Origin of the sequence: Hominisplanchenecus murintestinalis (assembly GCF_943193015.1) — a bacterium.
Taxonomy (GTDB): Bacteria; Bacillota; Clostridia; order Lachnospirales; family Lachnospiraceae; genus Hominisplanchenecus_A; species Hominisplanchenecus_A murintestinalis.
This window is the reverse complement of the sequence record NZ_CALPCM010000004.1, coordinates 99,645-123,904: the sequence shown is the minus strand read 5'-3', so window position 1 is coordinate 123,904 and position 24,260 is coordinate 99,645. Positions and strand designations below refer to the sequence as shown.

Genomic DNA, 24,260 nt, shown 5'->3' with positions numbered 1-24,260 from the left:
TTTTCTTATAATTGATTTCTATTAAGATAACATCTTATGAAGCGGCTGTCAAGACAGAAATAAATTTTCTGACATTTTCCTGTAACTCTTATATTTACATCTTTTTCATGGCATACTGCTATAAATTTTTGTCCTGCTCTCTATTAGTTCTTCCCCACGGTATCTAAGTACCATAGAAAACATAGGAGAATCTTCTGCCAAAAGCCTCAAAAAGAGCTTATCGCCTTCCCAAAGATTCAAATCTATGACCTCTTTTCGAGGTATCCAATGAAGTTCTCCCTCCGCACACTCCTGCAACGTGCCGGAAAAAGCAGACGCCGTATAAAGATACATGTATTCTGTTCCCCATCCTTCAGAAGAAAATGTAATAATTCCCCGAAGCCGATACTCCTCAAGTATAAGACCTGTTTCCTCCTTCACTTCACGGAGCAAGCATTCTTCGGGGCTCTCACCTTCCTCAAATTTTCCCCCAATTCCTATCCATTTATTTTTATTAATATCTGCTTTTTTCTTATTTCTAAGAAGCATCAGATACTTCCCGTCCTGTTCAATATAGCATAAGGTTGTATTTTTCATTGCGCTCCCCACCTGTACTCTGGAATTTATTTTATTCAACAATGTATAACATCTATAAATATTTTTCAGCCGCTTCCGAACTTAAATTGTACTGTTCCTGGATTTTCACCAAGATGGTCTGCAGCGGAATATTTAATTCTTTTAATACAGACACTGTTCCTTTAATCCCTTCCTCTCTTCCTTCTTCTCTTCCTTCTTCTCTTCCTTCTTCCCGAATCTCTTCTTCTCTCATAAGCAGTGTCATATATTCCAACCTCCATTCTTTATTCGTTTTCACCTGCACCACTTTATCCTCAATCGCTTTTATAAATGGATGCTTGCTCGTTCCTCCGTTTACATATTTAAGAAACTCCCTTACCTCTTCATTTTCCGCATGAATATAGCCGTTAGCGTTGAAAAAAACTTTTCTCGTTCCGTCCCCCAGCCTTAATCCCTTGTTTTCCAGGCAAAGATTTTCAAATGTATACTGTGCCTTTCCCTGATAAAACGGGTCGAACGTGCATATAAATACAACATAGCTCTCTTTCAGCTTTTTATAACTCTCTCCCTTCTCTATTGTATTTAAATCTATCATTCCCTGATAATAGCGGCTTCTCTTGGGCAGATTTCTCTTATTCGTCGTCTGCATTTCCAAATCAAAAACCCTGTCCCCCTCCTCTAGATACACGTCCAGACGCACGCTTTTTGCATCCTTTCCAATAGCAAGCGTTTTCTGTTCCTCCAAATATACAATATCTTTAATTTCAATTTGAAGCAATTTTTCCAAAAGCATCCTGCAAATCTTCTTATCACGCATAACTTTCGCAAAAAGAAAGTCATCCTTTATCTCTAATTTTTCCCATGTCTCCATTGCCTCGGCTGTTTCCATCGTATTTGTATCTCCTTTTTATATTATCACGCTTTTTTAGGATAGACAATCGTATTTTCAAGCTCTTGTCAATTAGGTTTATCCTGTTTCAGTTCCTAACTATTTATCTTTTTGTGTATTATCATCTCTTTTTATATATTATATCATCTAGAATATAACACAAATCTCTAAAAAGTCAATACATTCTTATATTTTCACTTATCATATTGATGATACTACTTCTTCAAAAAAGCCCGGAATATCTATTTAGGACATTCCGGGCTTTTCATCTTATGGCATCTATAGATTTTCAATATAACACAACGTAAAAAACATTAATATTACTGCTTCTCCAGCCGTACCTGCCGCGTACATATCTGCTCCAGCAGAGGCTGGCTATGGCTGACTGCCAACAATCCAATCCCTCTTTTTTGCACCTCCTGTAAAAGAAAATGCCAGATCTGGCTCTGGGTAATCAAATCGAGCATTGTCGTAATCTCATCCGCCAGCAAAAACTTCGTTCGCTTCCCCAGCGCCCTGGCAATACAGAACCGCTGCAACTCTCCTCCAGACAGTTCGGACGGAAAACGATTCAACCAGTCCTCCTCAATGCCAAGCCCCCTAACGATCCGCTCTTCTACCTCGTCGCCCTCCAGAAGAACTTCCCGCATCCGAAGCCGTGGATTTACTGCCAGTTCCGGCTGCTGCCACACCATCTGGATCGGGCAGTAGCCCTGATAGGAAGCGAGCGGATGTCCGTCCACCAGAATCTCACCCTTATCCGGCAGAAGATATCCGGAAAGCAGCTTACACAGCGTGGTTTTCCCGTATCCGCTGGGCGCGATCAGCCCCACCCGTTCCGTATGCTCCACCGTAAGGCAGAAATCCTCCAGGATTTTCCTTCCATCCTTTGTATATTGATAAGATACATTTTTAATCTCCAGCTTCATATCAATCCCTCTCCGTCCGCGCGGCAGATGCCGCAGGACATCACGTACATCTATAAAAATCCATTATTCAGCAAAGGATTCTTCCAGGTGCAGGCATCTCACACGCCCGCCCCGTATTTCCCGACTGGGAATCTCACCTTTCCTGCATTCCTCCGTACATCTGCCGCACCGCGGGGCAAACGGGCAGCCCCCTGGTAAATCCTTGACATAAGGCTGCTCTCCCGAAACAAAGCCAAACCCGTTTTTCGGCATCGCGCGCCAAAGCGCTTTCGAATACGGGTGGCGCAGCGTCTCTTCCCGCTCGAAATCAGATACCGTCGCTTCCTCCAGCGTCGTCCCCGCATAAAACACTGCGATCCTGTCCGCCGTCTCAAGCGCCAGCTCAAGATCATGGGTAATCACGAGCACGCCGGCCCCCATATCCGCTAATTCCCGAAAATGCTCCATCGCCCGTTTCGCCATTTTCAAATCCAGTCCCGGCGTCGGCTCATCCGCGATCACCAGCTTCGGTTCCTCGATCAGCGCCGTGGAAATCAGAATTCTGCGGTTCATACCTCCTGACAATTCAAAAGGATACAGCTCCTCCACCTCCGGTTTCAGGCTGTACCGTGCAAAAATATCACGCAGCTTCCTTTTCACCTTTTCATCCTTACTGCCTTTGCATATCTGGGAACCAATCTTCATCAGCGGATTCAGGTAAGCGATGCTCTGCGGAACCAGCACAATCTCATTGCCCCGCAGCCTCTCAATCCTCTGCTTCGTCAGCTCCTCCCCGCAGTATAAAATCCTTCCTCCCATCGAGGCATTATACGGGAGGACTCCCATCACGCCATGAGCCAGCAGGCTTTTCCCTGAACCGCTGGATCCGACAACCGCCACCATTTCTCCTGCATGGACTTCCACATCCAGATTGCGGATAACCGGAAGCTCGGTCTGACGCATTCCCCTGTCATACTGGGTAAACGTGATATTCATATGTTCAATCTTTAAAATCGGCGTCTGTTCTGTCTTTTTCTTTTCACTCATCATCCTGCTCCTCTTTACTTACGGCTGCCGCATATCCCGGAAGACGCTGTGCAGATCCAAAGTCCTGCGCTGCCAGCCGGATTACTCATGTACACTGCCCGGATTCATCAGCTTCTGTAAGCTCTCCCCCGCTACATAAAATAAAATCACAACGATAACAAGCAGAAGCCCCGGAAACAACGCCAGCCACCATTCCCCCGTCACCAGGTACTTCATAGCTTCCGACAATACGATACCGATGGCCGGCTGCTCCGTCGAAAGACCAAAGCCCAGAAACGTAATACTGGATTCATGGAGAATCGCATGAGGGAACAGAAGTACCAGCCCTACCACAAACTGCGGGAGCAGATGGGGCAGAAGATGCTTTCTGGCAATATACCATTTACTCTTTCCCAGCTTTTCCGCAATCCTGATATACGGGCTTTCCTTTAGCTGGATAACCTCTGCACGAATCAGGCGCGCCAGAGACGGCCAGTGCGTCAGCGCCACCCCCACGATAACCCCCCGCAGCCCTTTTCCCAAAGCCACAGAAATCAGAAGAAGCAGCAAAATATGCGGAACCCCCATCACTAAATCAATACAGAACGTAACGGCAGCATCCACAGCCTTCCCCATCGTAGCGGACACGATTCCCAGCACAAGCGCCAGTACCGCGCTGACTGCCGCCGCCAGAAGCCCGATCAGGATGCTTAAAGACAGCCCTTTCAGCGTCCTCGCCAGCATATCCCGCCCCAGCCAGTCCGTCCCGAAAAGATACTTCACACAGGGCGCTGTATTTTTTCTGGAAAAATCGGTCGCCATCGCCGCCTCCCCCGACAGGATGCCCGCCGCACATACTGCCGCGAGAAACAAAAGAGAGACCCCCAAGCCAATCAGCACCCGCTGCCTGCGATTCAATCTCATTTTGACGCCCCTCCTCTCCGAATCCTCGGATCAACCACTCCGTACAGGATATTCGCAATCATATTCCCCCCAAACACAAACAGCGCGCTCACAATCGTAACCGCCATCAACAGGGGCATATCGCTTCCCAGTCCCGCAGCCACCGCCGCCTGTCCCAGCCCCGGATAGGAAAATACCTGCTCCACCAGCACCGAACCTCCGAAAATTTCACTGATAGCAGCAAAATGAAGCGTAATAGCCGGAAGCAGCACGTTCCGGAATCCGTAATTTTTAAACAAACGCCAGCCCGTCTCTCCCCGCATCCTGGCAAACAGCATATAATCGCTGCCGCAGATGTCAATCATTTTTTCCCTGGTATGGAGCGCGATATTTGACACTCCGGTAATACTGAGCGTGAGTGCAGGCAGCACTGCATGATACACTCTGTCCAGAAACGTCACGCCGCCGGCTTCCACGCCGATCGGCACGCTTAAACCGATTGGAAACCATCGAAGCCCCACGCCAAAAATCATTAACAGCAAAAGCGCCAGCCAAAAGGCCGGTGTGCTGGAAATCACCAGACAGTAACCTTTTATCAGTTTATCTATCCATTTTCCCCTGTTCATCCCGGCGATCACCCCAAGCACAACCCCCAGCAGCCCAGAAACCAGCCATGCGAACATCATCAGAAACAGGGAATTCGCCAACTTCGCCCCGATCACCTTTGCCACGGGCTGGCGGTACAGAAGGGAGGTCCCCATATCCCCTCTCACAAAATCCTTCGCCCAGGACAGATACTGCTCCGCTGGCGGGGTATTCACTCCCCAGTATTCCTCCAGCTTTTCAATCTGCTCCCGGCTCATGCTCCCAAGCGCCGCCTGTCCCACATTTGTCTGTAAGGGGTCCATAGGCGACGCCTTCATCAGCCAGAACGTAACGATACTGACTGCGAACACCAGCAGCATAGCCCTCACAATATTTTTTCCTATCAAAACAGGGATGCGTCTATCCATTTCCTTTCCTCCATGAACCTCCGAAACGGGACGCTGCCCACAGCGTCCCATTTCTTTTCACTTTTGACATTCCTTCAGGCAAAGCGCCTGCATATTCATCTGTCTGGAAAGCGTCTATTCCCATGACCACTGATCTACATTATTTACGATAGACCATCCATGCCCGTGGGGATGAATCTTCTGCTCTGCTACCTGCAAACCATTCCGCACAAAATACAAATGGTCAATATTACAGAGCCAAATCCAGGGAATGTCGCCCTCCTGGGTAATTCCTGTCGTCCCGTCCCACTGTGCCTTCTGCCACAGCTCATAAGACTCTTCCAGCGTCGCAGTTTCCAGCGCTTCATCCATATACTGATCTACCGTTTCATTCGCATATGGGGAATACTCTGCCTGCCCGATTCCGCTATTTGCCAGAGAATGATAGATATTGTAGACTTCCATCGGCGTATGCGCGCCCCAACCCCACACGAGAGGATCAGACTGGGCGCGGTCATACGCTACATCCCAGCCCACTCCCTCGGTAGTAACCCGGATTCCCAGTTCCTTTAGCTGGTTTGCCGTATCCTCCGCCAGCGCCTGACGCACCGAATCCCCGCTGCTGAACATCAGCGTAAATTCCGCTTTCACGCCATCCTTTTCCCGGATGCCGCCGCTGCCCTCCAGCCAGCCCGCATCGTCCAGAATCCTTTTTGCTTCTTCCTGGTCATACGCCACCTCGCCGGCCTCATTATACCACGGCATCTTATCACACACGCTGTATGCAGCCGTTCCATATCCGTTCAGCACATGGTCGATCATCTCCTGGCGGTCGATGCCGATGTTAATTGCACGCCGCACATTCACATCCGCAGTAAAAGCATTTCCATACGTAATGCCATCCTTTTCCTCCGGCATGATGCACGGAAGATTAAATCCACGGTTGTCCACGGTCTGCACCGCCAGCAGTCCATAACCATCCATTGTCTGGTCAGCATAAGATGCCGCCGTATGCGCCACATCCGCCTGCCCTGCCAGCGCTGCGGCGAGCGCAGCATCCTCTTCCATAAACAGCACTGTCACCTTTTTCATTTTCGGGGCATCTCCATAATAATCAGGGTTCGCCTCAAAAATCACCTGCTGCCCTTTATCCCACTGCTTCATGATGTAACGTCCCGAGCCGATGGGATTCTGCCCGTAATTTTCATCATACGCATGTTCCGGCACAATGCCCACGATTGCCATTGTATAGGGCCAGATAGAAAATGGTTTCGTCATCCGAAACTCCACCGTATTCTCATTGAGCGCAACCGCTTCATCCAGCATTGTAAAGTCATTAACCGTACTCTTTTCTTTGCAGTTATTATACGTAAATGCCACATCGGAGGCCGTCAGCGCCTCGCCATCTGTAAACTTTACACCATCCCGGATAGAAACTGTCCATATCATACCATCCTCACTGACGCTGTAATCCGTCGCAAGATCTTTGCCTATCTGCAAATCCTTTGTCGTTACTGTAAGTGTACTTTGAATCAACGGCTCATGCACATGCTCCCCTGCTCCCCAGCCAAACGCCGGGTCAAATCCTGCTTCCGGCTCCGAGGAAATCGGCATCGTAACTACAACTTCATCTTTTGCCGCCATCTCACCGGTCGTCTGTGTGTCCTGATTCTTATCTCCTGTACCGCCTGAGCATCCGGCAAGAAGCCCTGCTGCCAACACCGCCGCGCATACCATTCCTGTAAATTTCTTCCACATAAGCTTCTCTCCTTATTTATAAATTTATTTTTATCCACTATACCATCACTGCCATACCCCCGCAAGCCTCCCCGGGGGTTAAAATATATTCGTACAAAAAGCACTATGAAACTTTCGGGCACTTGACTTTTCCACTCAAAAATTATAAGCTCTTCGTAATAAGTGAGGTGTCCTATGAAAACAATTGCTATTATTGACGATGATATTCACATTGGGAATATGCTGGAAGAGGTGCTGCACCGGGAAGGTTATCTTGTGCTGCGTGCATATTCCGGCACTGAAGCGTTATATCTGCTCTCTCAGCACAGAGCAGATCTGATTCTGCTGGACTTAATGCTTCCCGGTCTTTCCGGTGAAGAACTTCTTCCCCATATTCATAATCTTCCTATCATTGTAATCAGCGCGAAAATAGATGTGCAGGATAAAGTCCGTCTGCTGCTGGGCGGCGCTGCAGACTACTTAACCAAACCTTTTGATATCAAAGAACTGCTCGCCCGTATTACTGTCCAGCTTCGCAAACATCATGATTCCGGCCTGTCTGCCATACTCTCTGTAGATGATTTAAAGCTAGACCCTTCCTCCCATGAAGTATCTGTGGGAAACTGCCCTGTAAAACTTACAAAAACGGAGTATGCCATTTTGAAACTACTCATGAGAAATCCCGGACAGGTTATCGCCAAAGCTGTCATTTTGGAACGGATCACTGAAGACACGCCAGACTGCACAGACAGCTCCCTGAAACAGCACATCAGCAACCTCCGCCGGAAACTGCGCGCCGTGAATGGGCGGGACTACATTGAAGCAGTGTGGGGGATTGGTTTTAAATTAACCGACAGCTCCTCAACAGTTCAGCTAAAAACCAAACTGCCGTAAAATCTTCGTAATCATTCAGGCAGGTTAAACTATGGGGAATCTTCACCCTTTCTTTACCCTTTTCTTGACTGCTTTCTTTACTCATATGCGGTAAACTACATGCATCAACGATAAGGAGGAAACTTTTATGGATTATATTTTGACTACCCGGGCCCTGAGCAAACATTACAGCCATTTCAAAGCGCTGAACGGGCTTTCTATGCATGTCCCGAAAGGTTCTATCTACGGTTTCGTAGGAAAAAACGGCGCCGGAAAAACCACCCTGATCCGCCTCATCTGCGGGCTGCAGAATCCTACTTCGGGAGACTATTCCCTTTATAACATCAGCAATGGGAGCTCCGCTATCCTAAATGCCCGCAGGCGTATAGGGGCAGTAGTAGAGACGCCCTCTATCTACCTGAACATGACCGCAGAAGAAAATTTAAAACAGCAATACCAAATTCTCGGCCTTCCGTCTTTTGACGGGATACCAGACCTCCTAAAACTTGTCGGACTGGAAAATACAGGAAAGAAAAAAGCAAAAAACTTTTCCCTCGGAATGCGTCAGCGTCTTGGTATAGCGGTCGCGCTGGCAGGAGACCCGGATTTTCTGGTACTGGATGAACCGGCCAACGGCCTGGACCCCCAGGGTATTATTGAAATCCGTGAACTCATTCTGAAGCTGAATCATGAGCGGCAGATTACTGTATTGATTTCCAGCCATATTTTAGATGAGCTTTCCCGGCTTGCCACTCATTACGGTTTTATCGACAGAGGGCATATGGTAAAAGAAATCAGCGCCCGGGATCTCGAAGCCGCCTGCAGGAAATGTGTACAGATTAAAGTGTCCGACATACAGGCGCTTTCCCGCGTACTGGACAACATGGGGCTGGAATACCGCATCCTCTCCGAAAGCCAGGCAGATATTTATTCTGAAATAAACGTTACCCGCCTGTCTTTGGCTCTGGTGCAGGAAAATTGTGAAATCCTTTCTCTGCATGAGCATGACGAAAGTCTGGAAAGCTACTATATGAATCTTTTGGGAGGTGCCTCTCATGAATAAATTGTTATCTGCAGGTTTTACACGTTTAAAAAAAGATAAAGTATTTTGGATGAGTGTCCTTTTAATGGCGGGACTGGGGATTTATATATCCATCAGCAACTATTCCTTCAGTCAAACCTATGGCCAGACCGTAGTTTTAGACTCAAATATTTTTAGCCATATACTCCTTGTCCCCATTGTTTTTTCCGTATTCTGCAGTTTGTTTATCGGGACAGAATACAGCGATGGAACCATTCGAAACAAAATTGTCGTAGGACATACACGCAGGGCGATTTATCTCGCAAACCTCATCGTCTGCACAGCGGCAAATCTAATCATATTCGCTGCATATGAAGCCGCATATCTCTGCGTTGGAATCCCTCTGTTTGGATTCTTCCAGTCAGACATACGGACGGTACTGCTGTTTACACTGTGCGCCGCCGGGATATGCCTGACAGTTTCATCTCTATTAACACTGATTGCCATGCTGTGCCACAGCAAAGCAATCACCACCGTGCTCTGTATCCTAGGCATGATCATCCTTCTGTTTACAGGTACGTATATTCGGTCCCGGCTCAGCCAGCCGGAAACATATTCCGATTATTCCTATAGCGTAAACGGAGAGCTTGTCAGTGAGGGAGAACATCCAAATCCCCTTTATCTCAGGGGAAATAAGCGGAAAGTATATGAATTTCTGTATGACTTCCTCCCCAGCGGGCAGTCGGTACAATGCCAGGAAATGAGTTCCGAACATCCCGGAATCCTGCTTTTATACTCAGGGATTATCCTGATTGCGTCGTCTGGAGCCGGACTCTGCATTTTTCGGCGGAAAGATATTAAATAGCGAGGAGGTATATCATGGAATTCTGGCTGTGGATTATCATCGGTATTTTACTCTGCATCATCACCGGGCTTACCGTCCGCCTGCACCTTTTGCGCAAATCCGCACTGGAAATTAATGAAGGACTTGCCGAACGGCTTACCATCGACACGAATACGCTGATTTCTATTTCCAGCCGCGACGCCCATATGTGTAAGCTGGCCGCCGATATCAACATACAGCTCAGAAAGCTCCGCAATGAACGCCACCGTTTCCAGCAGGGTGATTTGGAATTAAAAAGCGCCATTACAAACATTTCGCATGACCTCCGCACCCCGCTGACTGCCATTTATGGCTATCTGGCGCTTCTGGAACAGGAAGAAAAATCTGAAGCCGTACAGCGTTACCTTTCTATGATTGAAAACCGCACCCACATGTTAAAACGGCTTACCGAAGAACTGTTCCGTTATTCGGTAGCCGTCTCTGTAAAAGAATTTGACTGCGAATGGATAGATTTGCGTCGTGTGTTAGAAGAAAGCCTGCTTTCCTTCTATGGAAGCTTTCAGCAGCAGGGCGTTACACCGGATATCTCCCTCCCTGAACAGCGAATCAGGCGGTTTCTTGACCCTGCTGCTGTCAGCCGGATTTTCAGCAACATTATCAGTAACGCCCTGAAATACAGCGACGGGGACTTTGTGGTGCGCATGGATATCCACGGTACGATAACTTTTTCAAATACCTCTAAGAAAATGACGCGGGTCACCGCAGAAAAATTATTCGACAAATTTTACACCATAGAGACAGGACGGGAAGCTACAGGACTCGGCCTGTCCATCGCCCGGAATCTCACCGAGTCCATGGGTGGGAGCATCCGGGCGGATTACAAAGCTCACAGGCTGGCTATTACGGTGTCTTTCCTGTCAGAAAACCTGCCTGATTAAATTGCTTCTATGAATATGCTTTATTCTTATCTGTAACTATATCTTCTCCACTTCACTCATCTGATATTCATCTCAAATTCAATCTTATTTTTTTACATTTATTAATCTATTACATATTTTGCCTGTTCCAGCAAAATATTTCTCGTTATCTACTATATATGTTATCCCCATATAAAAAACAGCAGCCCGTAATCTCTTACAAGCTGCCGCTTCTCTATCCCTATCTTACCTGTAAATAATATCCTCTCTCCCCGGTCCATTAGAAACCATAGTAATCGGGAAGCCGATTTTTTCCTCTACGAATTCAATATATTTTCTGCAGTTCTCAGGAAGTTTTTCATATTTCCTGATTCCACGGATATCCTCTTTCCATCCCGGAAGGCTTTCAAAGACCGGTTTTGCTTTCTCAAGCTGCGCTGTAGTCGGGAAGTCTGTCGTTACCTGACCGTCAATCTCGTAGCCTACGCACACTGGAAGCTCCTCTAAATATCCCAGCACATCCAGTACGGTAAACGCCACTTCCGTAGTTCCCTGGAGCCTGCAGCCATACTTGGTTGCCACACAGTCAAACCATCCCACACGTCTCGGACGCCCCGTGGTTGCACCGAATTCTCCGCCGTCGCCTCCCCGGCGTCTCAGCTCGTCAGCCTCCTCGCCGAACAGCTCGCTGACAAACGCGCCTGCGCCTACCGCGCTTGAGTATGCCTTTACTACGGTCACGATTTTCTTGATTTCATAAGGCGGGATACCTGCCCCGATAGCGCCAAACGCCGCCAAAGTAGAGGAAGAAGTTACCATCGGATAAATCCCGTGATCAGGGTCTTTCAAAGAACCTAACTGACCTTCCAGCAAAATATTTTTTCCCTCTTTGATTGCATTCCAGAGATATGCGGATGTATCGCATACAAACGGCTCTACCATCTCCCGGTAGCCGTGCAATTCTTCCAGAAGATCCTCCGGATTCATTGGCGGCTTGTGGTACAGATGCTCCAGAATGACGTTTTTCTGTTCGCAGATACGGAGCACTTTTTCTTTCAGTCTCTCCTCATCAAACAACTCGCTTACCTGAAAACCGATTTTTGCATACTTATCTGAATAAAACGGTGCAATCCCTGACTTAGTCGAACCAAAGGATTTGCCCCCCAGCCGTTCCTCTTCGCACTGGTCGAACAGGATGTGGTAGGACATCACAATCTGCGCACGGTTGGACACAAGGATTTTCGGCATAGGCACTCCCCTGTCCACAATGCTCTTCACTTCATTAAATAAAACCGGAATATTCAGCGCTACGCCGTTCCCGATAATGCTGGTCGTGTGCCCGTAAAATACACCCGACGGCAATGTATGAAGCGCAAACTTCCCGTAATTGTTTACAATGGTATGTCCGGCATTTGCGCCGCCCTGAAATCTGACGATGATATCAGCCTTCTCGGCAAGCATATCTGTAATCTTACCCTTGCCTTCATCTCCCCAGTTTGCTCCTACAACTGCTTGTACCATATCATTTCCTCCTGTGTTCCAATCTTACGCCTGCCGCGTTTTCATAAATTTCCCGGAAAACTCCCTCCTGTCCCACAAACGGCAGCCTTCCGTGAGTTGACATGTAAAGTGTTGCCTTTTATACATGAATCTCTGCTTTTACCCCCAACAGCTCTTTGTTTGTCTCCAGAACCGGAGCCACCACATATTTTAGGAAGCTCTCTACCTGAAGCGGCGCCCGCCCTATATACCGGGACGGCTCCATCGTTTTCTGAAGCTCCTCCAGCGTCAGGTTAAACGCCGGATCCGCTGCAATCAGCTCCAGCAGGTTATTTTCAAGTCCCAGAGCCTTTACATTTCTTCCCGCCTCCATAGATAACTCCCGGATACGCTCATGCAGTTCCTGCCTGTCGCCGCCCGCTTTCACTGCATCCATCATAATATTCTCCGTAGCCATAAACGGCAGCTCTGCCATCAGGCGCTTTTCAATTACCTTCGGATAAACTACCAGGCCATCCACCACATTCAGGCAAAGATCCAGGATACCGTCAACCGCCAGGAAACCTTCCGGAATCGAGAGCCGCTTATTCGCAGAATCATCCAGCGTCCTCTCAAACCATTGCGACGCAGATGTAATCGCCGGATTTAAAGCATCTGCCATTACATAACGCGCCAGGGAAGCAATACGCTCGCTCCGCATAGGATTCCGCTTGTACGCCATGGCAGAAGAACCAATCTGCGTTTTCTCAAATGGTTCTTCCACTTCCTTCAGATGCTGCAGCAGACGGATATCATTTGAAAACTTATGCGCACTGGCAGCAATCCCCGCCAGGATATTCAGCACCCTCGTATCCACTTTCCTGGAATATGTCTGACCGGATACCGGATAACACTCTTGAAAGCCCATCTTCTTCGCAATCATCGGATCAATCTTGTCAATCGTTTCCTGGTCTCCATCAAACAGTTCCTGAAAGCTTGCCTGTGTCCCGGTTGTTCCCTTAGAACCTAGCAGTTTCATTGTTTTAAGCACATGTTCCAAATCTTCCAAATCCATCAGAAACTCCTGCATCCACAGGGTTGCCCTCTTACCTACTGTTGTCGGCTGCGCCGGCTGGAAATGGGTAAATGCCAATGTCGGCTGCGCTTTATATTCATCTGCAAACTTTGCCAGCTCTGCAATTACATTCACCAGCTTTTTCCTAACCAGGCGAAGCGCCTCTGTCATCACGATAATGTCGGTATTGTCGCCTACATAGCAGGAAGTCGCCCCCAGGTGGATGATGCCTTTCGCCTTCGGACACTGTACGCCATAAGCATATACATGGGACATGACATCGTGGCGCACCAGCTTTTCCCTCTCTTTCGCCACCTCATAATTGATGTCCTCAGCATGGGCTTTCAGCTCCGCAATCTGCTCTTCCGTGATATTCAGCCCCAGTTCCTTTTCTGTCTCAGCCAGCGCTATCCAGAGCTTCCTCCAGGTGCGGAATTTCATATCCGGTGAAAATATATACTGCATTTCTTTGCTGGCATAACGCTCAGATAATGGGCTTTGATACCTGTCTGTACTCATTTTCTTCTCCTTTTCTGTCACTCTCTATTTCTCATAGCTTCCGCGGATGTCCTCTTTTGGCGGCTCCATCGGATATTTCCCCGTAAAGCACCCTTTACAGATAGGCAGTCCGTCTGCCATCTCCTCCAGGCGTTCCAGTTTCAGATATCCCAGGGAATCCGCGCCAATCATCTCACGGACTTCCTCTACTGTCCGCTCGTATGCGATAAGCTGTTCCCGCGCAGGCACATCTGTCCCGAAATAGCAGGGCCACAAGAACGGCGGCGAACTGACCCGCACATGCACCTCAGCGGCTCCGGCTTCTTTCAGCATACTCACAATCCTGTCACTTGTGGTTCCCCGGACAATGGAATCGTCTATCATGATGATTCTCTTGTCCTTTACCGCATCTTTCAGAACATTCAGCTTCACACGCACACTGGATTCCCTGCTGCTCTGTTTCGGCTTGATAAAAGTCCTGCCCACATAGCCGTTTTTCACAAAAGCCGTTCCATAAGGGACTCCCGACTGCAGCGAATACCCAAGAGCCGCCGCATTTCCCGATTCCGGAACACCGACCACCAAATCAGCCTCCACCGGGGAATCCATCGCCAGAAACCTTCCCGCCATGATGCGGGATTGATAAACGTTCACACCGTCAATACAGCTATCCGGCCTGGCAAAATAAATATATTCGAAAATGCATCTCGCCTGCTTTTCCTTTGGAATGCACATCCTCGTATCGGAGTGAATGCCATCCCCGGTAATCGTCACGATTTCTCCCGGAAGCACATCCCGGACAAACTCTGCCCCTATTGTATCCAGCGCGCAGCTCTCTGATACCAAAATATAGGCGTTGTCCCTCTTTCCGATGCACAGCGGCTTAAATCCATAAGGATCCCGTGCCCCCATTAACTTCCTAGGAGACATCACCACCAAAGAATAAGCGCCTTTCAGCTTCTTCATGGCTCCGGCAACCGCCTCCTCCGCCGTAGCGGCTGTGACGCGCTCCCTTGCGATATGGTACGCAATAACTTCCGAGTCAATCGTTGTCTGAAAAATCGCGCCCCCATAAGACAGTTCTTCCCTCAACTCCGGCGCATTAATCAGGTTTCCGTTATGCGCCAGCGCCAGCGTGCCCTTGATATAATTCAGCACCAGCGGCTGTGCATTCTCCCGGGTACTTGCCCCCGCAGTAGAATACCGGACGTGCCCGACCCCGATATCGCCTTTCATACCGGAAAGACCGCCTTCTGTAAACACCTCCTGAACCAGACCCATCCCCTTATAAGACTGCACCTGGCCTTTGGGGCCGCGAGTATCGCTTACGGCTATGCCGCAGCTCTCCTGTCCCCGATGCTGCAGGGCAAACAGCCCATAATAAATCGTAGATGCCACATCATTGCCGTCAAAATCATAGATGCCAAATACGCCGCACTCTTCTCTTAATTTGTCTATTTCTATATTCTGCTCATATATTTCCTGCATATCCCTCACTCCGTCCGCACCTGAAACCTTCTGCTGCACGGCAGTCCTGAAACCTGCCGCATTCACAAGAGCAAGGCACAGACGTAGCTGCTGCTATTTCTGTGCCTCTCTGCTATTTATAACCCCAGACGCTTAAACACTTCGTTATATGCTTCCTCTACATTTCCAAGATCCCTTCTGAAACGGTCCTTGTCCAGTTTCTCATGGGTATCTGCGTCCCACAGCCTGCAGGTATCCGGCGAAGTCTCATCCGCCAGGATAATCTGCCCGTGGTAACGTCCGAATTCAATTTTAAAGTCAACCAGTTCAATATTTGCTTCCATAAAGTATGCTTTCAGAACTTCATTCACTTTAAACGCATACTTTGTAATCGTATCAATCTCTTCCCTGGTCGCCAGTTCCATCGCGATTGCGAAGTAATCGTTAATCAGCGGGTCGCCCAGGTCGTCATTTTTATAACTAAACTCAATGGTGGGAGCTTTGAACTTCGTCCCCTCCGGCACGCCAAGCCTCTTTGAAAAGCTTCCTGCCGCCACGTTCCGGATGATAACCTCCAGCGGAACAATCTCCACCTTCTTTACGGCTGTCTCTCTGTCGCTCAACTCTTCTACAAAATGGGTTGGGACTCCCTCATTCTCCAGCTTCCGGAAAACAAGGTTTGTCATTCGGTTATTTACAACACCTTTTCCGACAATCGTACCCTTTTTCAATCCGTTGAATGCTGTCGCATCATCCTTATAATCTACAATCAACACATCCGGGTCGTCTGTCAAATAAACCTTCTTTGCTTTCCCCTCATAAAGCAGCTCTTTTTTTTCCATATTGAAATCCACCTGTCTTTCTTGAGTCATCTTCTATGTATCTGTTTCAAACATTTACAAGTATATAACAATGTACCGCATAAAGCAAGTTCCAAGTTGCAGAAAACCTTTCTCTTATTCAAATTTTCCCAGAAATTCCCGCATCCTCTGATTTCCGGAGTTGAACAGTTCCTCCGGCGTCCCCTGCTCTGCGATAACCCCGTGCTCCATAAAAATAATATGATCCGCCACATTCCGGGCAAAGTTCATCTCATGGGTAACGATTACCATCGTCATATGCTCTGCCGCCAAATCCCGGATGACCTTCAGAATTTCTCCGGTCAGTTCCGGGTCCAGCGCGGAAGTCGGTTCATCAAAAAAGAGAATCTTTGGATTCATCGCTAACGCCCTGGCGATGGACACACGCTGCTGCTGCCCGCCGGAAAGCTGGTACGGATAAGCGTCGGCTTTATCACCAAGTCCCATCTTATCCAGCAGCCCCCGCGCCTGCTTTTCCACCTCTGCTTTATCTCGCTTCTGCACATGAACCGGCGCGTCCATCACATTTTTCAGCACGGAAAAATGTGGGAACAGATTGAAGTTCTGAAATACCAGCCCATAATATCCCTGCATCCTCCGAAGCTCCGCCTGTTTCGCGTACACAGCTTTTCCGCCTTCGCTCTTCGCTGCCTGCTCGCCCAGATAGTACATCTCGCCGTCATCCATCGTTTCCAGCATCGTGGCACACCGCAGCAGCGTAGACTTCCCGGAACCGGACGGCCCGATGATTGCCAGCACCTGTCCCTCCTCCACCGTAACAGAAATATCTTTCAGCACCTCCAAATCGCCGAATTTCTTCTTTACATGGCTCATTTCCAACAGCTTCATATCTCTTCCCCCCCCTATCTGTAATAGTTCAGCTTATGCTCGATTTTCTCCATCGCCCAGGCCACAAGGAAATTAAATACATAGTAGAAAATCCCTGCTGCTACATACGGCATCATGCTGGTGCTGGAGGAAGCCAGCGCCTTCGCGATAGTAAACATCTCGCTCACCGCGATTACCATAGCCAGGGAAGTATCCTTCACCAGTGTAATCACTTCATTCGTCACTGACGGAATAATCCGCTTAATCACCTGTGGAAGTATGATGCGCAGAAATGTCTGCCCCTTCGTATATCCCAGCAAGGCGGCAGCCTCATACTGCCCGACCGGCATGGACTCAATACCGCCCCTGTAAATTTCTGCAAAATATGCCGCATAATTCAGCACAAATCCGATAATAACCGCAATAAAACGGTAGGACGATGCAATCGGAATCCCAAACAGATAGTATGGTCCGAAATAAACCACCATTACCTGAAGCATCAGGGGAGTGCCGCGCATAATTGATATGTATATCTTTGTAATGTTACGTACTATGTTATTCTTTGACATCCTGCCGAAAGCAACCACCATGCCAAGAGGCATGGAAAACAGCAGCGTCAGCCCAAATATCGAAACAGTTGTCAGCATCCCGCCTGCCAGTTTCGAAAGCATCATCCCATAATCCATCTTCTCTTCCTCCGCACTTACCGTAAAAAGGGCTGCTGCAAAAACGCTTTTACAGCAGCCCTGATATAGCTGTATTTATTTACCGATTGTCGTAATATCCTTGCCAAACCATTTGTCTGAAATCTCTGCCAGCGTGCCGTCTGCCGCCATCTCTTTCAACGCATCCTGTACCTGGTCTCGCAGCTCTTCATTGCCCAGCTTAAAGCCGACGCCGTACTCTTCTGCTGCCAGTGTCTCATCCAGCACTACGAAATCTACCTGCCTCTGCTCAATCTGATAGCTTGCTACCACATCATCCATAGCAATCGCATCTACCGCACCAGACTCCAGATCCATAAATGCCGTATTGTAATCTGCCACTGTCACAAGCTGTCCGAACGAATTCATCAGCTCTTCATCTTCTTTCAAAGCTGCCTCTGCACTGGAATCTGTCTGTACATCTACGACCTTTCCGGCCAAGTCTTCCTTTGTGCTGATGCCAGCGTCCGCTTTCACTACAAATACCTGGTTATTCTTCATGTACGGCTCGCTCCAGGTATAGGAATCCTCTCGTCCATTCATGGTAAATCCATTCCAGATACAGTCAATCGTACCCGACTCAAGCTCCATGTCCTTCGCGTCCCATGCGATTGGCTGGTACACGATTTCTTTATCAAGACGCTTTGCCACCTCTGCTGCCAGTTCCAGGTCAAAGCCTGTAAACTCGCCGTCCTCGCCTACAAATCCCATAGGCGGGAAATCCTGGTCAAAGCCTACCGTAAACGTATCGCCTGACTTTTCCGCTCCTGCTGCCTCTGATTCCGGAGCATCTGTATCATCCTCTAATTTCACTGCCTCTTCTGTCCCGGACTCTGCAGCTGTTTCCGTTGCCGGAGCTTCCTCTTTCGTTCCGCATCCTGCTGTCATAGCTGCCGCCATCGCTGTAATCAGCATCGCGCTAATGATTCTTTTTTTCATAATAAATTCTCCTCCATAATTATGTATAAGCATGTGTCTTTATCGATTGAGCACTCTACCATGCTAAATCAGCAAAATCATACTAGCATATATTAGAAGAACTGTCAACCGCCGTTTTAACTGCATGCGCTTTTACAATACTCTTTCTTCTGCTGTTCCAGAAACTTTTCCGCGTCCCACGCTTTTAAAAGCTTCGGCACTTCTTCCCGTATATATTTCGCATTTTTCGTCTCAATCCTGTCAATCTGCGCCCGCGTCACGGAAATCTCCTGCAGCCTTGCACGGTACGCTTCCTTATCTAAAAACAAAGGCAGTACCGAAAGATAACGGTTTAACGTCTGCGCCGATTTCACAATCCCATAAGACTGCCACAGACAGTCCGCTGCTTCTTCAAAAAGAAAGAGATGCCCATACCCTGCGGCCATGCTGTCCAGTACCGAGGCATAAAACTGAATTCCCAGATTCCCCGGATTCCTGTCCTTTAAAATTCGGCAGTACTCCCGGATGGCATTCCCGTACATCCCGTACTTCATCAGATAATCCGCCTTTATCTTTCTCCGCAAATCCGCCGGCTGGATTTCAATGCCGGAAATTTGTTCCTGCACCTGGCGGTGCTCTTCCGGCGACAGATATCCGATTTCTTTGAAAATGGGCAGAAGAAATCCCGCCATGCTGCCATGCCGCGCCTCCTCCAAACGTTCCGTAAGCTTCCGGCACAGCTTTTTCAGCCCCAGTTCTTCTCCTACCCAGCTGCACAGCTCTTCATTCATAATAGAACTGTCCACCAGATAGATATTCTGCTGCAGATAAAAGCACAATTCTTCTATTGTGTATATATTCGTGCTGATACTTTCAATATAATAAGGATGCTCCGCTTTCCTCACCTGACACAAATGATAGCCGCTCATTCCCCATGCCTCCTTCTACAGCTCAATCACTGCTTCCCATTTTTTTCCCGAGCTTTTATACAGCTCGCCAAGCCCCATGTCCTCAAGCCTTATCCGGCACTTATCTTTTGCCGTAAAAGTTATCTCCATGTGTATCCTGGTCGCCCGGTTCGGCCGTTTGGGAAGATCTGTCAGCCGCACTTTATGAGCCATGCTCTCGCCATGTATACTCCGGGTGAAAAATACCAGCTCATCCGTGCCGTCCAAAATAAATTCACATTCAAAATATGCCATGTAGTAATTGATTCCGGCGTTTATCATATCCATGCGGCTCTCTATCCCCCGCTTGAACATCTTCATGCCCACATTATGCTCAATCATATCCGGTCCTGCATAAATATAATTTCCCAGAGGCTTTATCCCCGCCAGGCTCATCGCCCCATAGCACGCTCCCTTAGAATACAGATTCCGGCCCAAAAACACTTTCCGCCTGCTACACAGATATTTGAGGGATTCCTGCTCCCAGCTCTGGTCAAAACCATCTCCCACCAGGTAAACCGTGGAATATGCATCTGTGCCCATCACCTTCTTCGCATGTTCCAGAAAACGCACGTCTTTCATTCGCTTCCAGTGTTCCGGTTTCCGGCTTCCCCTCGTCTTTTCATCCAGGCAGATGCGTCCCCTGTTCTTCACGGAGACCATAGCCGGCTTTGTCTTTCCATTGATATGCAGCTCATATCCTGTGATAAAATCTTCCTCATAAGAAAACAGTCCCACCTTATAGCGCCATAAATCCTTCTTCTGGCTCAACGCATAATAGTAGAAACTCTCCAGATAATCCTGGAGATAAACCTTATCTTTTGGAATGCCCAGCATCTCCAGAGCCTGCCGGATTGCCTGCACCCAGTCCCGGCGCATCTCCGCCATTGTCACCATCACCACTGCCCCGCTCATAGGCCCCACTGCCGAAAGTTTTTCAAAACACACTTTAAAGAAATTCGACAACAGCGCAACTCCCAGCTCCACTTTTTGTTCAATCAGCGGAAATAAGTCCCTCGGAGTAGGAATCTGATACTTCTCCTCTCCCGCCACCGCGCTGACCGTCTTAGGCTCCGTATTATTCTGATGGTAAAAAGTGAGCACAGAGGAGTTCCGCCCCAAATCAAAGCCTATGATTACCTCGTTAAAATCCATTGCCATATCCGCCTCCGATTTACCTCCGAACTATTCATTATTCGGGAAAATATGTTTTGCCAGGCATTCCTGTTCAAAATAGAGCTGCATCACGTCCCTGGCTGCCCGTTTGTCCTTATCAGATACCGCCTTTGCCAGACGGTTAATCAAATCATAGCGCGTATCGCCTTCCATATTTCCCCTGGCGTCCCAGGAAAGCGTCATAGGCTCTGTCTCCCGCTTTGTCCCGTCAAAATCTTCACGTATCTTATAGTGAACAGTTTCCCCATAAAACAGCGTGAATTCTTTTACAAACACACCTTGGTAAACATCCTTCATTAGCTCTGAACTCTTTCTGGTTTTCCCTCCGCCCTGTCTCTCCACAGACCAGCTCAGCGTCACGGACGCTCCAGGATTCGCCCGATACTCTACATAGCTCTTATCCTGCAGCTGAAATGGGCGTATTAACTCTGTCGGGAAATCCCTATAAAATGCGAAAGGCATCCCCCTGTAATAAAATTCCTCCAAAAGCTTCTGCACATTCCCTTCCTGCTTGTCCGTCAGGGAAGGCTGAGCCGCATAAAACCGCAGCAGCGCCAGCAGGCATACATCCTGCATCTCCTGTCCCATCTCATATTCCCTCTCAATGTAGGCAAACACCGGAGCGCTGACAGAAATCCCCCGCACAAAATACTCATATGCCCGATAGATGACATACGCCGATATTAACGGTTTTTTCCCCATATTTTTCCGGTAAGAATCAAAAATTTCCTCTGTCTCTTCTGTGCCGGAGCGCATAAAAACCAACACAAGAAGAATCTTCTCTTCCAGCCTGTAAGTATCCAGCTCAAATTGTTTTCCCGCTTTCCAGAGACGCTTCATGTCCTGTATCGGGCCGTCATAATGTTTCAGAAGATAAGAAAGCAGAGTTTCATCATATTTCTCATGCCTGAAGCAGTACCAGCAGACAGAGAGCAGCATATCATCCGGCTCATACTCCCTGCTCAGCACATTCCGGCTGCATATCCGCACCAGAGAGCCAAGTTCCGCCCTTTCTGCCCCGTAAGTTCCCACCAGGGCAAACGCCTCACTGCACATTCCTTCCGCTGCCAGCATCCCCAAAAGCTTGCGCTTATCCGTCCGGAAAAATTTTTCCAGGCTGATTCCATGCAAAAATTCATCCAGGGACGCCGATTTTGGATTTGCGTAATAATAGTCTAAAAGCTCCTTCCTCACTGCTTCTTTATATCCCTCCCGGATACCGCTGACGTCCAAAAGCTTCCAGAAGCTCTTTACATTCTTTTCCCCGACAACATGCTCTCCCACTGCCGCCCCACAGATGTTCAGAAGAATTTCCGGACACTCCGATGACATATTCCGGCAGAGAGCCAAAAGCTCGCCGCTCTCCAAAAGCCGTTCCGTCTCATACGGCAGTGAAGCTGTACAGCGGTTTCCTCTGTCATCCTCGATAAAAATCTGATAATTTTCGGTAAATAGTTTCACCTCAGCTTTTCCGCCCAGCAGCGCCGCCCGCTGCTCATGCTCAAGCTCACGGTGAACCACTACCACATAGCGGGCATTTGGGCTGTCACAGCGAACTTCACATGTAAAAATCACCTTCGCCAAATGCTCAGCTATCCAGCGGTTCAGGACAGACGCATTCAGAAACGTCCGGTAAATCAACGCCAGGCTTCGATTAATATGCCCCGCCTCCAGCTGCTCCACCATAAACTTTTCGATCGTCGGCTGATAGTTCTCAAACGTTCGCATATCTTCTTCCCGATGTTCTATTACATTCGCATACACTGCCGCCTTTTTCTGATAGTTCAGCGTATTATTATATGAGAAATACATCTTAATCATCCGTGGCAGAGGCTTTTGAAAACCTGTTCCCATAGAATTCACATAATGCTCATACAGACCGGTAAGCCGGATATCCGACTCTACCGCAGCCTCATACCATGCAAAGTATGCTTCTCCGTCCTTATCCCCTTTAATCAACAGGCTGCAGATAACTTTTAACAGGTTCCCCGAAGGCTGCTCCTCATAACATTGTTTCAAGATATCATACAGATGTTTCGAATATTTTTTCTCCCGTCCCGCCAAATCTGTGATATGCCGGATAATTTCTTCATCCAAAAGCCCTTCCCGGCATATAAAATGAAGCAGGCTCACCTCAAATTCTCCCAGCTTCTTAAGCATTCCCGGTTTTTTCTCAATAATCCCGTAAGCCTCCAAGTACATAATACGGCTCCGGCACCCATAAAGGAACTGACTTCGGATGGCTTCAAGCTTATCTGCCGGACGTGAAATCATGCTTTCCTGAAGATACAAAAGCAGCCATTGCAGCCTCCAGTTTTCCCTATCCTGATGAAGCAGCTCCAAAAGAGTCTCTTCTACATAGTCTACATAAACCCTGTCTTTATTATAAAATGTTGTCAAATACAGGTAGTAGCCTCTGACTTCCGGTTTCTCCATCCTCCCGCGCTCTCCCTCAAACTCTGTGAGGAGAATGCACGCCTCATCTTCCCGTCCTGCCGCAAAGAGAAGATGCGCCTGGTACAACTCCAGCATAGGATGCGCGCCGCCCGCATTCCTGTATGCTTTTAAGTCCGCCAGCGAACTGTCCACCCACTTTTTCAGACTGAGCCTGCGGAGCCGGAACTCCACATACCGCTCCATCAGACGCTTTATCCTTACCTTCTGCTCATGCCGCTGTCCTGACGGGCCGTTTTCGGCATTCTTTGCCACAGTTACCTCAAAGCACAGTGTCTGGTAAGGGCTTTTTACAAAAATCTTTCCGTAATTCTTCCCTTCGTGAAGCCTGTCCGGGTAAATCAGATAATCCAGGCGGTAAGTGCTCCCAATAAATTCATCCGTCGTAACCACCGGACGCTCTACTTCCAGGAACTCCGCATCTGTACAGATATCCAGTTTCTGAAAACCCCAGCCGTCCTTCGAAAGCACTGCTGATTCCTTCTGGGTCTGCCCAAGCCCTTCAAAATACGTGTCTGGCTTTTCCAGCGTAAGATTTACCACGTCTTTCGCATGGATTCCCACCAGAAACTCCTCCATATCCGCATAACCTGACGCCTGTGTACGCAATCCTTCATACAAAGGGATCCATTCCGGCTTCTGTCTCTCCAACATGTTCCGAAATCCCTCCGATACAAAAACGGGATATGCTTTCTGAAAATCCTCCCGGGCAAGTTTCTGGAAATCTTCCAGGCTGTCAATCACTTCAGCAGAAGTCTTCACCATGCTCCGGGCAATCTCAATATGGTAAGGAATCCTGTATTCCCCTAAATCCGAGCAAACAGTAAACGCGCCTTCCAGCACATCTCCTTCCTCCATACCCGTAATATCAGGTTCATACACGATTTTCTCAGAAATTCCATTAAAATCTGAAGGCTCATATGCCATGCGGGGGCTGTCCGCATAGATAAAGCCTTTGACTTTCCGTTTATCCGCACTCTCCACCCGGAATTCTCCCCGGAACGTCCTGCCCTTTCGGAGCACCGCACGGATTTCCTCCTGGGAAACCACAAGCCTGGGAGCCTCATACTCAAATATTCCATTCAGCAGCTGTTCAATCCTTCTTTTCAACTCTTCCACCTGTACCTATCGTTTATGTCTTATCATGGCGAATTTCTTTCATTAGTATAGCACTATCTGTCCATTGGTG

21 protein-coding genes are annotated in these 24,260 nt (G+C 48.3%); 4 read left to right on the top strand and 17 right to left on the bottom strand.

Annotated features, from left to right (window positions below; translation table 11 throughout):
- Positions 1–105: 105 nt before the first annotated feature.
- From NFR99_RS03140 to NFR99_RS03110, 7 genes are all read right to left on the bottom strand, one after another.
- On the bottom strand, positions 106–576 hold the full coding sequence (locus NFR99_RS03140) for an NUDIX hydrolase (protein WP_135974549.1): 471 nt from the start codon (positions 574–576) through the stop codon (positions 106–108).
- Between the two features lie 52 nt (positions 577–628).
- Entirely contained in the window at positions 629–1,444 is an 816-nt protein-coding gene (locus tag NFR99_RS03135) for an Rpn family recombination-promoting nuclease/putative transposase (RefSeq protein WP_135974551.1), read from the bottom strand.
- Positions 1,445–1,764: 320 nt separating this feature from the next.
- Positions 1,765–2,373, bottom strand: coding sequence for an ABC transporter ATP-binding protein (locus NFR99_RS03130; protein ID WP_135974553.1), 609 nt, complete (start codon positions 2,371–2,373; stop codon positions 1,765–1,767).
- 63 nt (positions 2,374–2,436) lie between these two features.
- Positions 2,437–3,402, bottom strand: a complete 966-nt coding sequence (locus NFR99_RS03125) for an ABC transporter ATP-binding protein (protein ID WP_251352692.1) — start codon at positions 3,400–3,402, stop codon at positions 2,437–2,439.
- A gap of 78 nt (positions 3,403–3,480) precedes the next feature.
- Entirely contained in the window at positions 3,481–4,302 is an 822-nt protein-coding gene (locus NFR99_RS03120; RefSeq protein WP_251352690.1) for an ABC transporter permease, read from the bottom strand.
- A complete protein-coding gene (locus NFR99_RS03115; protein WP_251352688.1) occupies positions 4,299–5,294 on the bottom strand; it encodes an ABC transporter permease in 996 nt (331 codons plus the stop codon). Before NFR99_RS03115 ends, NFR99_RS03120 begins: the two co-directional genes overlap by 4 nt.
- A gap of 114 nt (positions 5,295–5,408) precedes the next feature.
- A complete protein-coding gene (locus NFR99_RS03110; protein ID WP_251352686.1) occupies positions 5,409–7,031 on the bottom strand; it encodes an ABC transporter substrate-binding protein in 1,623 nt (540 codons plus the stop codon).
- 174 nt (positions 7,032–7,205) lie between these two features.
- Here NFR99_RS03110 and NFR99_RS03105 point away from each other — a divergent pair, with 174 nt between their 5' ends.
- The 4 genes from NFR99_RS03105 to NFR99_RS03090 all read left to right on the top strand — a co-directional run bounded on the left by NFR99_RS03105 (position 7,206) and on the right by NFR99_RS03090 (position 10,686).
- Complete coding sequence (locus NFR99_RS03105) at positions 7,206–7,904, top strand: response regulator transcription factor (RefSeq protein ID WP_120483904.1); 699 nt, start codon at positions 7,206–7,208, stop codon at positions 7,902–7,904.
- 127 nt (positions 7,905–8,031) lie between these two features.
- Positions 8,032–8,946: an ABC transporter ATP-binding protein gene (locus tag NFR99_RS03100; RefSeq protein WP_120483903.1), complete on the top strand. Its 915-nt coding sequence runs from the start codon at positions 8,032–8,034 to the stop codon at positions 8,944–8,946.
- Complete coding sequence (locus NFR99_RS03095; protein ID WP_120483902.1) at positions 8,939–9,769, top strand: ABC transporter permease; 831 nt, start codon at positions 8,939–8,941, stop codon at positions 9,767–9,769. Before NFR99_RS03100 ends, NFR99_RS03095 begins: the two co-directional genes overlap by 8 nt.
- A gap of 14 nt (positions 9,770–9,783) precedes the next feature.
- Complete coding sequence (locus tag NFR99_RS03090; RefSeq protein ID WP_251352684.1) at positions 9,784–10,686, top strand: sensor histidine kinase; 903 nt, start codon at positions 9,784–9,786, stop codon at positions 10,684–10,686.
- Positions 10,687–10,911: 225 nt separating this feature from the next.
- Here NFR99_RS03090 and NFR99_RS03085 read toward each other — a convergent pair whose 3' ends face one another.
- The 10 genes from NFR99_RS03085 to NFR99_RS03040 form a co-directional block, all read right to left on the bottom strand.
- Positions 10,912–12,186, bottom strand: a complete 1,275-nt coding sequence (locus tag NFR99_RS03085; RefSeq protein ID WP_120485696.1) for an adenylosuccinate synthase — start codon at positions 12,184–12,186, stop codon at positions 10,912–10,914.
- A gap of 118 nt (positions 12,187–12,304) precedes the next feature.
- Positions 12,305–13,738, bottom strand: coding sequence for an adenylosuccinate lyase (gene purB / locus NFR99_RS03080; RefSeq protein WP_120485697.1), 1,434 nt, complete (start codon positions 13,736–13,738; stop codon positions 12,305–12,307).
- Between the two features lie 24 nt (positions 13,739–13,762).
- On the bottom strand, positions 13,763–15,205 hold the full coding sequence (gene purF / locus NFR99_RS03075; protein WP_120485698.1) for an amidophosphoribosyltransferase: 1,443 nt from the start codon (positions 15,203–15,205) through the stop codon (positions 13,763–13,765).
- A 116-nt stretch (positions 15,206–15,321) separates the two neighbouring features.
- The gene (gene purC, locus NFR99_RS03070; protein WP_120485699.1) at positions 15,322–16,026 is read right to left on the bottom strand and encodes a phosphoribosylaminoimidazolesuccinocarboxamide synthase; all 705 of its coding nucleotides are present in this window, start codon (positions 16,024–16,026) and stop codon (positions 15,322–15,324) included.
- Between the two features lie 114 nt (positions 16,027–16,140).
- A complete protein-coding gene (locus NFR99_RS03065; protein WP_120485700.1) occupies positions 16,141–16,893 on the bottom strand; it encodes an amino acid ABC transporter ATP-binding protein in 753 nt (250 codons plus the stop codon).
- Between the two features lie 14 nt (positions 16,894–16,907).
- A complete protein-coding gene (locus tag NFR99_RS03060) occupies positions 16,908–17,558 on the bottom strand; it encodes an amino acid ABC transporter permease (protein ID WP_251352683.1) in 651 nt (216 codons plus the stop codon).
- A gap of 75 nt (positions 17,559–17,633) precedes the next feature.
- The gene (locus tag NFR99_RS03055) at positions 17,634–18,515 is read right to left on the bottom strand and encodes an amino acid ABC transporter substrate-binding protein (RefSeq protein WP_251352681.1); all 882 of its coding nucleotides are present in this window, start codon (positions 18,513–18,515) and stop codon (positions 17,634–17,636) included.
- Positions 18,516–18,631: 116 nt separating this feature from the next.
- Positions 18,632–19,423, bottom strand: a complete 792-nt coding sequence (locus NFR99_RS03050) for a hypothetical protein (RefSeq protein WP_120485703.1) — start codon at positions 19,421–19,423, stop codon at positions 18,632–18,634.
- A 15-nt stretch (positions 19,424–19,438) separates the two neighbouring features.
- Complete coding sequence (locus NFR99_RS03045; RefSeq protein WP_251352679.1) at positions 19,439–20,602, bottom strand: DUF5716 family protein; 1,164 nt, start codon at positions 20,600–20,602, stop codon at positions 19,439–19,441.
- Positions 20,603–20,626: 24 nt separating this feature from the next.
- The gene (locus NFR99_RS03040; protein ID WP_251352676.1) at positions 20,627–24,181 is read right to left on the bottom strand and encodes a DUF5717 family protein; all 3,555 of its coding nucleotides are present in this window, start codon (positions 24,179–24,181) and stop codon (positions 20,627–20,629) included.
- Between the last annotated feature and the right edge of the window lie 79 nt (positions 24,182–24,260).